12 protein-coding genes are annotated in these 12,022 nt (G+C 58.8%); all 12 read right to left on the reverse strand.

Annotation, left to right across the window (positions count from 1 at the left end):
- Position 1: 1 nt before the first annotated feature.
- Positions 2-1,468 (reverse strand): aldehyde dehydrogenase, encoded by a 1,467-nt coding sequence (locus RS75_RS10900; protein WP_045020574.1) that lies wholly within the window; start codon positions 1,466-1,468, stop codon positions 2-4.
- A 4-nt stretch (positions 1,469-1,472) separates the two neighbouring features.
- The gene (locus RS75_RS10905; protein ID WP_045020268.1) at positions 1,473-2,513 is read right to left on the reverse strand and encodes an LLM class flavin-dependent oxidoreductase; all 1,041 of its coding nucleotides are present in this window, start codon (positions 2,511-2,513) and stop codon (positions 1,473-1,475) included.
- A complete protein-coding gene (locus RS75_RS10910; protein ID WP_045020271.1) occupies positions 2,510-3,448 on the reverse strand; it encodes a flavin reductase family protein in 939 nt (312 codons plus the stop codon). The genes RS75_RS10905 and RS75_RS10910 overlap by 4 nt, the downstream gene beginning before the upstream one ends.
- A complete protein-coding gene (locus tag RS75_RS10915) occupies positions 3,445-4,290 on the reverse strand; it encodes an alpha/beta fold hydrolase (protein ID WP_045020273.1) in 846 nt (281 codons plus the stop codon). The genes RS75_RS10910 and RS75_RS10915 overlap by 4 nt, the downstream gene beginning before the upstream one ends.
- A gap of 11 nt (positions 4,291-4,301) precedes the next feature.
- The gene (locus RS75_RS10920; RefSeq protein ID WP_045020276.1) at positions 4,302-4,904 is read right to left on the reverse strand and encodes an amino acid synthesis family protein; all 603 of its coding nucleotides are present in this window, start codon (positions 4,902-4,904) and stop codon (positions 4,302-4,304) included.
- Positions 4,905-5,022: 118 nt separating this feature from the next.
- A complete protein-coding gene (locus RS75_RS10925; RefSeq protein WP_045020278.1) occupies positions 5,023-6,201 on the reverse strand; it encodes an iron-containing alcohol dehydrogenase in 1,179 nt (392 codons plus the stop codon).
- 97 nt (positions 6,202-6,298) lie between these two features.
- Positions 6,299-7,030, reverse strand: coding sequence for an amino acid ABC transporter ATP-binding protein (locus RS75_RS10930; RefSeq protein WP_084686795.1), 732 nt, complete (start codon positions 7,028-7,030; stop codon positions 6,299-6,301).
- A 29-nt stretch (positions 7,031-7,059) separates the two neighbouring features.
- Positions 7,060-7,749: an amino acid ABC transporter permease gene (locus RS75_RS10935; RefSeq protein ID WP_045020282.1), complete on the reverse strand. Its 690-nt coding sequence runs from the start codon at positions 7,747-7,749 to the stop codon at positions 7,060-7,062.
- 76 nt (positions 7,750-7,825) lie between these two features.
- The gene (locus RS75_RS10940) at positions 7,826-8,686 is read right to left on the reverse strand and encodes a transporter substrate-binding domain-containing protein (RefSeq protein WP_052679671.1); all 861 of its coding nucleotides are present in this window, start codon (positions 8,684-8,686) and stop codon (positions 7,826-7,828) included.
- Positions 8,687-8,869: 183 nt separating this feature from the next.
- Positions 8,870-9,565 (reverse strand): GntR family transcriptional regulator, encoded by a 696-nt coding sequence (locus RS75_RS10945; protein ID WP_045020285.1) that lies wholly within the window; start codon positions 9,563-9,565, stop codon positions 8,870-8,872.
- A gap of 144 nt (positions 9,566-9,709) precedes the next feature.
- Positions 9,710-10,594, reverse strand: a complete 885-nt coding sequence (purU, locus tag RS75_RS10950) for a formyltetrahydrofolate deformylase (protein WP_045020286.1) — start codon at positions 10,592-10,594, stop codon at positions 9,710-9,712.
- Positions 10,595-10,685: 91 nt separating this feature from the next.
- On the reverse strand, positions 10,686-11,993 hold the full coding sequence (glnT, locus tag RS75_RS10955) for a type III glutamate--ammonia ligase (protein WP_045020288.1): 1,308 nt from the start codon (positions 11,991-11,993) through the stop codon (positions 10,686-10,688).
- Positions 11,994-12,022 lie beyond the last annotated feature (29 nt).

The raw sequence follows: 12,022 nt of genomic DNA on the forward strand, positions 1-12,022 counted from the left end.
TTCACCGCATCACGAAAGGATCGGGGATCGGGTCGTCGGAGGTGCGCAGCCATATGGTCTTGGTGCGCGTATAATCGAGCGCTGCCGCAAGCCCGCCTTCGCGGCCATCGCCCGACAGGCCAAAGCCGCCGAAGGGCGCAATCGGCGAGACGGCGCGATAGGTGTTCACCCAAACCACGCCAGCGCGGATCGCCTTCATCAGCCGATGGGCGCGCGTCAGGTTCTGCGTGAAGACGCCCGAGGCAAGGCCATAGACCGTGTCATTGGCCAGTGTGATCGCTTCCGCCTCGGTTTCGAAGGAAACGACCGAAAGGACCGGGCCGAAGAATTCCTTTTCCATGGAGGGCGAGCGAATGCCGTCACAATCGAGAATGGTCGGCTGGTAGAAATAACCAGGACCATCCACCGCCACGCCACCCGTCACCACCTTCGCACCGGCTTCTTCGGAAGCAGAGACCAGAGAGACGATGTGTTTGCGCTGCCGCTCGGTCGCGAGCGGCCCCACTTCCGTTGCCATATCCAGCGGCGAGCCGATGCGGATCGCCTCGGCTTTCGCCTTCAAAATCCCGAGGAAACGATCCTTCACGCTTCTCTCGACAATCAGCCGTGATCCGGCAACACAGCTTTGACCGGTCGCGGCGAAAATTCCCGCAACCTGCGCATTGGCGGCGCTTTCGAGATCGGCGTCAGCAAAGACGAGGATCGGTGATTTGCCACCGAGCTCGAGCGACGTGGAGGCAAGGTTTTCAGCCGAGTTGCGGACGATGTGACGCGCCGTCTCAGGTCCGCCGGTAAAGGCGATATGGGCCACCTTCGGGTGTGTGGTGAGTGCCGTGCCGCAGGACGCGCCGAAACCAGTGACGATATTGACGACGCCAGCAGGAAAACCTGCCTCCTGCACCAGCCGGGCGAACTCCAAAAGCGGCGCCGGTCCGTCTTCCGAGGCCTTGATGACGATGGTGCAACCGGCAGCAAGCGCCGGGCCGATTTTAACTGCTGCCAGAAAAAGCTGGCTGTTCCACGGGACGATCGCGGCCACCACACCCACAGGTTCGCGCCGCAGCCAGACATCCATGTCCGGTTTGTCGATCGGCAGGTAAGCGCCTTCGATCTTGTCAGCCAGGCCCGCATAGTAACGGTAATAGTCCGCGACATAGGTAACCTGGGCCGAGGTCTCGCGGATGATCTTGCCGGTGTCGCGGGTTTCGAGTTCGGCAAGCGTCTTTGCATTTTCGGCAACCAGATCGGCAAGCCGATAGAGCAGCTTGCCGCGCTGCGTCGCCGTCAGTTTCGACCAGGCGGCATCGTCATAAAGCGCCCGGTGTGCGGCCTCGACGGCGCGACCGATATCCGCTTCGCGGCTTTCCGGCATTTCTGCCCAAGCTTCACCGGTTGCCGGGTCGAGGCTCGAAAATCTCGCCTCGCCATCCTCGAAGCGCCCGTCGATATAACATTGGAAACGGCGCATCATCTTACTCCTTGAAAGCCGGCATGACATCGGAAAGGAAGCGTTCCAGCGAGGCCTTCTTTCGCTCGAAGCTCATGCCGGTATCGATCCAGAAGGAATATTCGTCATAGCCCATGGCCTCGTAGGCCTTAAGCCGGGCAATGACTCCATCGGCATCGCCGACAACGTTATTCTTGCGCATGACATCACCGGAAAGCGTGGCGTTTGCTGCAATATCCTCCGGCGGAATGCGCTCGATCAGCCCCTGATGAACAGGCTTTTCGTTTTTGAACCATGCGAAGAAGTAGTTGTAATAGACGCTCATCTCATGAGCTGCGTGGGCAATATCGGCTTCATCGGAGCCGACATAGGTGTGGCGCAGCAGCATGATTTTCGGCCGCTGTTTATCCGGATTTTTCGCGCAGGCATCGTTGAAGCGGCCCATCAGGGTTTCCACCTCGTCATCGCCTTGCCACAACGGTGTCACCTGAACGTTGCAATCATTGGCGACAGCGAATTCGTGCGAATTCGGATCGCGCGCCGCCACCCAGATGGGCGGGAAAGGCTGCTGCAGCGGTTTGGGAGCCGAGGTGGTGGCCGGAAACTTGAAAAATTCCCCGTCATGGGCGTAGTCGCCCGCCCACACGCCTTTGACGGCGGGAATGAGTTCACGCATCCGCTGGCCGGCGCCCCAGGCATCAAGGCCGGGAAGCAGCCGCTCATATTCGAACGAATAGGCGCCGCGCGCGATGCCGATATCGAGGCGGCCATCACAGATCAGATCCGTCATCGCCGCTTCACCGGCAAGCTTGATCGGGTGCCAGAACGGCGCGATCACCGTTCCCGTACCCAGACGTGCCGTCTTCGTGCGGCGCGCGAGATCGGCGATCGTCACGAAGGGGTTGGGCGCAATGGTGAAATCCATGCCGTGATGTTCGCCGGTCCAGATGGCATGCATGCCACCGCGATCAGCGATTTCGCAGAGCGTCACGAACTCCTCGTAGAGCGTCTTGTGGTCCTGCGAGGCGTCCAGCCGCTCCATGTGAACGAAGAGGGAAAATTTCATGGGTTTGGCCCCTTCATGGAGATGGGATGAACCTTGCCGGCGGTCTCGTTGCCGACATAGACGCCGAAATTGCCGATGGAGCTTTCCAGCGCGAAACGATTGACGATATCCGCCGTCGCGCCGGAATCGAATTTTGCCGAAGCCAGCGCGCCGGGCAACAGAAAACGGCCCTCGCGCGGCGCTTCATCGCCATCGGCAAGCGCGTGATAGACGACGTACTGGCGCCCATCCGTCTTGTTCTCATAAACCGAGTAGAGAAAGCCGGTTTTGACGGAGAGACCGGTCAGTTCTTCGAGACGCGATGTCAGCGCCGCGACCGGATCGCCGCTTGCCATGACACAGCCGGGAAGCGACAGCACGTCGTCGCCAACGAGGTAAATCTCACCACGCCGTTCCAGAACGGCGCCCACGACGATATCGCCCTCTGCCGCTGCCGACACCGCCTTTCCAGCCAGCATCGGCGTGAAATAACCGCCACGTGCATAACCGAGACCGTTCAGGCCGCTATTGTCGAAAGCCTCGATACGGCCAAGCAGAATGACATGATCACCCGCCTCGATAACCTCCTGCATCGTGCATTCAAACCAGGCCGCGACATCGGCAAAGACCGGCGAGCCCTGTGGCGCATCCGACCAGCTGGCGGTGGCGAAACGGTCTTCGACCGGCCGGGCGAAGGTGTTGGAAAGGTCTTTCTGGCTTTCCGACAGAATATTGACAGCAAAGTTTTTGGTACCGGTCATCGTCGCGAAATTGCGCGAGGTGCGGGCAAGGCAGATCAGCAGCAACGGCGGATCGAGCGAAACAGAGGTGAAGGAGTTGGCGGTAAAACCGATAGGCTTTCCCGTGTCGTCCCGTGTGGTCACGATCGTTACTCCCGTCACGAAAGCGCCGAATGCATCGCGCAAGGCGCGCGGATCAAGGGTTGCAACAGTCATTGCGGCTCCTCCTCTAAAGCCAGCCATTCGGCCATCATTGCATTGACGGTTTCAGGCGCGGTCAGATTGACCATATGCCGGTGCGCCTCAACGATGCGGGCGTAACCGCGCGGTGTGATCGCCGCCATCTGCTCGGCCATCAAAGGCGTCGAGTTGGGGTCGTCCGAACCAGTCAGGAAAAGAGCTGGACAGGTGACCGAGGGCCACCGATCCGCATAGGTTTCGTCCCCGCCCGCAAATGCGGTATAGGCAACCGCGTAACCTTCGGGATCGACCATTTCCAGCCAGTCCCGCGTCAACTCCCGCGCCTGCTGGCTCTTTGGATCGTCGCCGAACCAGCGTAGCAAAGGGCCTTCCTTGTCCACGCCGGCGGTCCGGATGGCAGCCGCGCGTGCAAGAACCGCAGCCTTCGCGGCCGGATCACGGCGATAAACGCCGTTCAGATAACCGACGCGCGCAATTCGATCTCCAAAGGTTGCCGCAGCACCGCCGGAAATCAGCGCACCCATGGAATGCCCGGCCACATTGGCACGCGCGATCCGCATATCGTCAAGAAACCGGCCGAACCAGCCGACAAAATCCTTGAGCGTGCTGCCCGCCGGCAGACGTGCACTGCCGCCATGCCCCGGCATATCTACCGCGATGACACGGTGCGTCCTGGAAAAGATTTCGATCTGCGGCTTCCAGGCTTCCAGCCGCATTCCCACGCCGTGGATGAGGATCAGGTCTTCACCCGCGCCTGCCTCGAAATAGGCCGTCCGGCCCTCGGTCACCTTGCGAGGGAGCGCGGCAGCACCTGCCTTTGCAGCATGGACCCGTGACGTGGTGGCGGCCTCCTGCATTTCTATCACCCTCAAACGCCGGCCGGGTTGGCGACATCCTGACCGAGATCCTTCAGATCCTGATACCGGTCGCCGATGCGGTGATGAGGCCTGCCGCCAACGGAAGCACCGAGCGCGACGACGATCTCGTCGGCAGCTGGGGCATCGGGAACGGAGGTCTGGATGGTCAGGTAATGCGAACGGCGGCCTTCATCGTTCTTGTCCATCAGCGGGATCATGATAGGCGCATTGCCGGGACCGCGCGTATTACAGAAGGCCAGATAGGACTTGGCACCCACAGCCTGACGATAGTGATTACCGAAACGCAGCGTGTGAATGAGCGCGGACGCATGTTCGATCTCACCATCCAGTCCGACGACCGCCGCCTTGCCATAGGCTTCCACCGCTTCCCCGGAACCGACGGCATCAAGGATCATCTTCGTCAGCAACTCGCCCAGCACCGGCGCCCCGGCATGGATTTCCGGTTTGAGATCATCCACGAAGCCTTTTCCAGCCCAGGGATTTTTCACGACCGCAATTGCAGTGAACAGCTTCAAAGGTGTCGCTGCAGCCTTGCCTCCTTCAATCAACGTCGTTTCGACCTGCAACAGGGTCTTGCGGATCTGGATGGACATAGGCGTTCTCTCCGATAAATATGATGTCTTATGGTATGCCATAATAGGATACTGTCAAGTGGTGGAAATCTGTGGCTTGAAGTCACGTAAAATGGCAATTCTTACAGGGCGTTATGGCTCAGGACTCTTCCGTCCGGCCGTCAAAGGCCAGTTCGTAAAGGCGCGTCATTTCAGCTGTCGTCGGAACCCGTGGGTTATTTGCCGGCGTGCCGGAGGCAAGGCCTTGCCGCACCATTTCCGGCAGGAGATCGAGATAGCGGGTTCTATCGATGCCGAATTCCTGCGGGGTCGGCACCTTCAGCCGCCTGTTCAGGCCGATAAAAGCTTCAACCAGCTTTGCACCAGCAATCTGGTCGCTGTCCGTCGAACTTGCGCAACCAAGTGCGCGGGCAGCGGCGGCATACTGCGGCAGAGCGGAATTCAACGAAAACTGCGTGACCAGCGGCAGCACCATCGCATTCGACATACCGTGCGGAACATGGAAAAAGGCGCCGATCGGCCGGCTGAGGCCATGGATCAACGCGGTCGATGTGTTGGAAACAGCAAGACCCGCATGGGTCGCCCCGAGCATCATTGCTTCACGCGCTTCGCGGTTCTGCGGGTCGTTCGCCACTTTTTCGAGATTTGCACCGATCAGTTTCAGCGCGGAAAGCGCCAACGCCTCGGAATGGGCATTACCGTTGCGGTTGACCAGCGCCTCCAGCGCATGGGTCAGCGCATCTATGCCGGTATCGACCGTGACGCGGTAAGGGCAGGTCAGCGTCAGCTCGTAGTCGATGATGGCCGCAACGGGCAAAGCGGCGGTGCCGAGGATAAGCATTTTTTCGCTGGCAGCCGTATCCGTCACGACGGCGGCGCGCGTCACTTCCGATCCGGTTCCGGCGGTTGTGGGTATGGCAATCACCGGCATGACGGCGAAATCCACGATCCTCGGAACTTTCAGCACCCGCAGCTCTTCGCCACTGGTTGCGACGATGGCGCCTGCCTTCGCCGTATCCATGGCGCTGCCTCCGCCGAGTGCGACAAGACCGTCATGGCCGCCATCGGAAATGCATTTCACCAGGGTGGCAACGGATATGTCCGTCGGGTCTTCCACGACATCCGTAAAAATGGCGGCATCGATGCCCTCGCCGCCAAGCGCCCGCAAAAGCGCATCCGCATGGCCAAGTTTCTGCATGACGGGATCGCAGACGAGCAGAGGGCGTTTGACCCCCAGAGATTTCAGTACCGAAGGCAATCGGAAACGGCTGCCACCGCCGATGAGCATTTCGCGAGGCATCAGGACACGGTTTATCATTGCGGTTCTCCGCCACTATCATTCTGCATTGTTAGGAACGGCCGAAGGCACACGATCTGAAGCGGGATTTTGTCGTCCCACTACGGTCAACGTAACCTTAATGAGCCAGGATTTTCGACAGGAACGAGCGGGCGCGATCCGTCTTCGGATTGGTGAAGAAGCTGTCACCCTCGCCGATCTCGACGATCTCGCCGCCATCCATGAAGACGATGCGGTCCGCAACCTTGCGGGCAAATCCCATTTCATGCGTCACCACCATCATCGTCATGCCCTCTTGCGCGAGCGAGACCATGACGTCGAGCACCTCGTTGATCATTTCCGGATCAAGCGCGGATGTCGGCTCGTCAAAAAGCATGGCGACCGGATCCATCACCAGCGCGCGGGCGATTGCGACACGCTGCTGCTGACCGCCGGAAAGTTGGCCCGGGTATTTCTTGGCATGCGCTGTCAGCCCTACCCGTTCGAGAAGCGCATTGGCTTTGACCAGCGCCTCCGCCGGGGAGCGGCCGAGGACCTTCTCCTGCCCGATGCACAGGTTTTCGAGGATCGTCATATGCGGGAAGAGTTCGAAATGCTGGAACACCATGCCCACTTTGGAGCGCAGCTTCGGCATATCGGTCTTGGGGTTGGTCACCTCAACCCCGTTGACGGTGATGATGCCGTTGCCGATCGTCTCCAGCGCATTGACGCACTTGATCAGCGTCGATTTGCCCGAACCGGACGGCCCGCAGATCACGACAACTTCGCCCTTGGCGACATTCAGGCTGCAATTGGTCAGAACCTGGAAGGTCGGGCCGTACCATTTATTGACGGATTGAAGTTCGATCATGCTGGTTGCCTGAGACATGGGACTTCTCCTTAGTGTACGTCGGTCGACATCGGGCCGTAGGCCTTGCCGAACCGTTTCTCGATACGGCGCTGGATGAGTTCCCATGCGGTCGTCATGGCGAGGTAATAAAGGGCCGCGACCATGAAGAGCTCCAGAACGAGAAACTTTTCCTGGATGAGGACCTGCGTGCGACGCAGCAGTTCCTCCATGGAAATGATGGAGGCGATCGACGTTGTCTTCAGCACGCCATTCACGGAATTGCCAAGCGGCGGAATGATGATGCGGAAGGCCTGCGGCGCAACGATGTAGCGCATCACCTGCGCCTCGGTCATGCCAATGGCGCGCGCCGCATTGATCTGGCCTTTCGGAACCGCTGCTATACCTGCCCGGACGATTTCCGAAAGATAAGCGGCTTCGCAGAGCGAAAGGCCGATCAGGGTGGACTGGAGAACCGTCAGCTTGATGCCGAGCTGCGGCAAGCCGGTATAAATGATGATGAGCTGCACCAGCAGCGGCGTGCCGCGAAAGATCCAGATGTAGAAATAGGCCGGCCCGGAGAGGAACCGGTATTTCGACATGCGCATCACCGCGATGACGAAACCCAGCGCAAGACCCGCCGTCATGGCAAAAATCGTGAGGCCGAGCGTGACCATAGCCCCCTCGAAAAGATAATAATTCGTCAGGTATTCGAAGAAACCTTCCCAGTTCCAACCCTTCACGTCTTTCTCCAATTCATGCGGGAATGGTCGCGGCGAGAACTCTCCCGCCGCGCTGACAGTTCAGATCGAGTGGATTTCAGCCTTCCGGGCCAAGAACGGCGAGATCACCGGGCGAGATGCTCACACCATAACCACCCATCAGCTTTTCAAGCGAACCATCGGCCTTCATCTCCTTCAGAGCAGCAGAGACGGCAGTGGCGACGTCCTTGCTTCCAAAGGAAAGTGAACCGGGCGTGGGATACATGCCGGAAAGTGCATGCGTGAACTCACCGCGATCCTGGTACTGCTTGGCGACAGGATCGATGGAGACTGCCGCCTGAACCTGGCCTGCCCGCAGCGCCTGATAGACGGTCGCGTAATTGTCGAACAGATTGATGGTCATCGGCGCAAGACCGCGTTTCTTGAAGTCCTCGTTCAATTCCTTGATCTTGCGCTCGGCATAGCCACCGATATCGGTGCTGACGGCCTTGCCGGCCAGATCATCCACCTTGGTGATGGGCTCGGACGCGCCGACGGCCGTTGAAATGCTGATGGCAAGATTTTCATAGGGGATCATGAACAGGATCTTGCGACGCTCTACCGTCACGAACAGGCCGGCATTGATCATGTCCCAGCGGCCGCCCTGCAGGCCCGGCACCATGGTCGCATATTCAGTGCTGATATATTCTGGCTTCAGGCAGAGGCGCTTGGCGATTTCATAACCCAGCTCGACACGAAGGCCTTTGAGTACACCCTGTTGGTCGGCATAAGCCATGGGCGGCAATGTCGGGCTGGTCGCCATCACGAGATGGCCAGGCTTGATGAGGTGATCGTTCGATATTTTCGGCGTGCAGTCCTGAGCAACGGCGGCACCGGCAAGAAGAGTGATGGCAACGCCCGCCAGAGAGGTTTTGGCGCGCACGGCTATGCATTTCCGGGAAATCGGATTCCAGTTCATATTAAGCTCCGCTCTTTATATTATTTATTATGGCATACCATCACACCAAACGGATTGCCCTGTCAATAAGCGGTTATTTGTTTTTCTAAATTATTGTAAAACAACAACAAAATCAAAAATCGACTGCTTGCGGCCACCAACTGGGCAACCGCAAGACAAACAATATGGAGCGCCAAAAAACCGTTAATCAGCCGTTTTTTGCGCGGTGAGAACGGCTTCGGCGATGGCACATGCGCTGGTGACATGATCGAGAGCGGCTTTATAAGCGGCGTCCCCATCACCTTTCCGGATCGCATCGACGATCTTTTTCATCTGCGCGGGACCTTCGGTGTCACGGCTTTTCGTCTTGATCGTCATGGAGCGAAGATGGTTGATCCGCACCGTCAGCAAATTGACAACGCCCCAGGCGATATGTCGGTCGATCTTGCTGAACAGCGTCTGGTAAAAAGACGAGGTATGCGCGAGAACACTGGGCATATCCCTGGCGACGTAACTTTCGCGAATATGTTCGAGTGAAACCTCAAGCGCCTCGACAATGGCGGGATCGCGACGTTCCGCACAAAGGCGCGCCGCCATTCCCTCCAGCGCACCGCGGATTTCGTAGATCTGCTTGGCCTCGGCGAGATCGAGCAGCGCAACCATCGGCCCCTTGTTCGGCAAATTCGCCACCAGCCCCTCGGACTCCAGATGCCGCAGGACTTCGCGTACGATAGTGCGGGAAACGCCCAGCTGGGCGCAGAGATCGCGCTCCACCAGGCGGTCTCCCGGACGGAAGTAACCGTTCACGATGGCGTCGCGCACCTTGTCGAGCGCAAGCTCCCTCAGCGTCTTGGTCGGACGCTCAACGCGAATGGCATTTCCCTGCAAAGCACCGGTCATGGTATCACCTCGTTTGGCACATCCCGCTTCCGCTCGCCGTGCGTGAAAACAGGTTCTGGCTCTTTATATTATGGCGTACCAACTTATTTAGCCGCGCACCATGTTTATGGCAACAGCGCGCGGACGGCTTGTCGCAATGGCGCGTCACCCCATTCGTTCCGATGCATAGGCGCCCGGGCCTGGCGGGAAGACCACGGTACGGTTACCGTTGATGAAGGTACGGTGGTGGATATGGGCATGGATGGCGCGTGCCAATACCTGCGCCTCGACATCCCGGCCGAGCGAAACATAATCTTCGGCGCTCTGGGCATGGGTAATACGTACAATATCCTGCTCGATGATCGGACCTTCGTCGAGATCGGCGGTGACATAGTGGGCCGTCGCACCGATCAGCTTCACGCCACGCTGATAGGCCTGCTTGTAAGGGTTGGCGCCCTTGAAGGACGGCAGGAAAGAATGGTGGATGTTGATGATCTTCCCCGACATCGTCTCGCACATCCTGTCGGAAAGCACCTGCATATAACGCGCGAGCACGATCAGTTCGGTTCCGGTGCTTTCGGCAATATCCATAATCCGGGCTTCAGCCCGCGGCTTGTTTTCCTTCGTCACCGGAATGTGGTGAAAGGGGATGTCGTGATTGACGACAACCTTCTGGTAGTCGAAATGATTGGAGACAACGCCGACAATATCAATCGGCAAGGCCCCGATGCGCCAGCGATAGAGCAGATCGTTCAGGCAATGGCCGAAGCGCGAGACCATCAGCAGGACCTTCATCCGCTCGGACTGATCGTGCAGCGCCACTTCCATGCCGAATTTCTGCGAGATCGGCATCAGTCCGGCCATCAACTCGTCGCGCTTGGCTCCCTCTTCGGAAATAAAGCCCACGCGCATGAAGAAACGGCCCGTACCGAGGTCATCGAACTGCGAACTATCGACGATGTTGCAACCTCTTTCAGCGAGAAAGCCTGAAAGGGCAGCGACGATGCCACGGGTGGACTTGCAGGTTACGGTCAGGACGAAGTTCGTCATCCGGCACTCTCTCTGTCATCGATATTGGAAAAACCCCGCGCTGTTTGACGAACGCGGGGAAAAGCCGCGAGGGCGGCGGGGAAACCCGAACTCAAACGTCGAGCGTGGTCTGGTGCTCCCAGGCGGTGAATTGCGCGCAATAGGCGCTCCACTCGCCCTGTTTGAGCTTCAGATAGGCCTTTGAGAACTCCATGCCCAATGCCTGCTGCAATTCCTCATCCTTCTCGTATTCGCGCAGCGCATCGAGAAGATTGAGCGGCAGTTTCGGCGCATTCGTCACGGTATGACCTTCGCGATACATGTCGATATCGTAATGCGGACCAGGATCAGCCTGCGAGCGGACACCCGAGAGGCCGGCCGCAATGATGATGGCCTGCAGCAGGTAGGGGTTCACGGCGCCATCCGGCAGACGCAGTTCGAAACGCCCCGGCCCTGGCACGCGCACCATGTGGGTGCGGTTGTTCCCGGTCCAGGTGACCGTGTTCGGCGCCCAGGTCGCACCCGAGATGGTCCGCGGTGCATTGATACGCTTGTAGGAGTTGACCGTCGGGTTGGTGACGGCCGCAAGAGCGGAAGCGTGTTTCATGATACCGCCCAGAAACGTCTTGCCCTTTGCGGAGAGCCCGAAAGGCATTGCCTTGTCGGCAAACGCGTTGACCTTGCCCTCCAGGTCCCAGACCGAAATATGGGCATGGCAGCCGTTGCCGGTCAGCCCCTTGAAAGGCTTCGGCATGAAGGTAGCGCGCAGCCCGTGCTTTTCAGCAACCGACTTCACCATGAACTTGAAGAAAGAATGCTTGTCGGCCGTCTGAAGCGCATCGTCATATTCCCAGTTCATCTCAAACTGGCCGTTCGCGTCCTCATGGTCGTTCTGATAGGGCTTCCAGCCCAATTCCAGCATGTAATCGCAAATCTCGGCGATCACGTCGTAGCGGCGCATCACCGCCTGCTGGTCGTAGCACGGCTTTTCCGCCGTATCGTATTCGTCGGAGATTTTCGCGCCGTCCGGCGAAATCAGGAAAAATTCCGGCTCTACGCCGGTTTTGACCCGCAGCCCCTCTCCGGCCGCTTCCGCAATGAGCTTTTTCAAGACCACGCGCGGCGCCTGTTCCACCGGCTGGTCTTCCATGACGCAATCGGCAGCAACCCAGGCTACATCCTTTTTCCATGGAAGCTGGATGACCGACGAGGCGTCGGGCATGGCGAAAAGATCCGGATGGGCCGGCGTCAGATCGAACCACGTGGCGAAACCGGCAAAACCCGCCCCGCCCTTCTGCATATCTGCAATGGCTTCTGCGGGGACCAGCTTGGCGCGCTGGCCACCGAAGAGATCGGTATAGCTGATCATGAAATATTTGACGCCTTTTTCGGCAGCAAATTTGGAGAGGTCCAGTGTCACGTCATTCCCCTTTTTTTGGTATCAGACAC

This window comes from Rhizobium nepotum 39/7 (assembly GCF_000949865.1).
GTDB classification, from domain to species: Bacteria; Pseudomonadota; Alphaproteobacteria; order Rhizobiales; family Rhizobiaceae; genus Agrobacterium; species Agrobacterium nepotum.

Bases quoted from the DNA above. Each gene is read 5' to 3' on its own strand.
- RS75_RS10925 (WP_045020278.1), bottom strand. From the start codon at position 6,201: ATGATAAACCGTGTCCTGATGCCTCGCGAAATGCTCATCGGCGGTGGC.
- RS75_RS10910 (WP_045020271.1), bottom strand. From the start codon at position 3,448: ATGACTGTTGCAACCCTTGATCCGCGCGCCTTGCGCGATGCATTCGGC.
- RS75_RS10915 (WP_045020273.1), bottom strand. From the start codon at position 4,290: ATGCAGGAGGCCGCCACCACGTCACGGGTCCATGCTGCAAAGGCAGGT.
- RS75_RS10940 (WP_052679671.1), bottom strand. From the start codon at position 8,686: ATGAACTGGAATCCGATTTCCCGGAAATGCATAGCCGTGCGCGCCAAA.
- RS75_RS10905 (WP_045020268.1), bottom strand. From the start codon at position 2,513: ATGAAATTTTCCCTCTTCGTTCACATGGAGCGGCTGGACGCCTCGCAG.
- RS75_RS10920 (WP_045020276.1), bottom strand. From the start codon at position 4,904: ATGTCCATCCAGATCCGCAAGACCCTGTTGCAGGTCGAAACGACGTTG.
- RS75_RS10930 (WP_084686795.1), bottom strand. From the start codon at position 7,030: ATGATCGAACTTCAATCCGTCAATAAATGGTACGGCCCGACCTTCCAG.
- RS75_RS10900 (WP_045020574.1), bottom strand. From the start codon at position 1,468: ATGCGCCGTTTCCAATGTTATATCGACGGGCGCTTCGAGGATGGCGAG.
- purU (WP_045020286.1), bottom strand. From the start codon at position 10,594: ATGACGAACTTCGTCCTGACCGTAACCTGCAAGTCCACCCGTGGCATC.
- RS75_RS10945 (WP_045020285.1), bottom strand. From the start codon at position 9,565: ATGACCGGTGCTTTGCAGGGAAATGCCATTCGCGTTGAGCGTCCGACC.